Source organism: Shewanella sp. 1180_01, assembly GCF_052850535.1.
The window spans coordinates 1-293 of the sequence record NZ_VXCT01000218.1; the positions used below are offsets into that span (position 1 = coordinate 1).

Consider the following 293-nt stretch of genomic DNA (forward strand, 5'->3'; position numbering starts at 1 on the left):
CCTAGTTGTTCTAATTGTCATCGTCATAACCACCCCACTAACATTGGCTCGTCCGGCTCGTCCGGCTCACTCGGCTCAGTGGTCGATTGGCGCATAATCTCGGGCGCCACATCATCAAACCCCAGCGTGATTAAGTGTGCGTGGTAGGCATCCAACGCCATCAACATGCCCTTATCTAAGGTGCTGTTGACGTAAGTGCGCAGTAATAATGGCAAGGTGTGATTCAAAATCCGCTCACCGACCATGGTATCTACGCCCATGTCGGCAATAATGGTGCGGCACAGTTTTCTTAA

Annotated in this window: 1 pseudogene; it reads right to left on the reverse strand. The window is 51.2% G+C overall.

Going from position 1 to position 293, the window contains the following annotated elements:
• Positions 1-23: 23 nt before the first annotated feature.
• Positions 24-293 (reverse strand): annotated as a pseudogene (locus FW758_RS24935) (tyrosine-type recombinase/integrase); the annotation flags it as partial.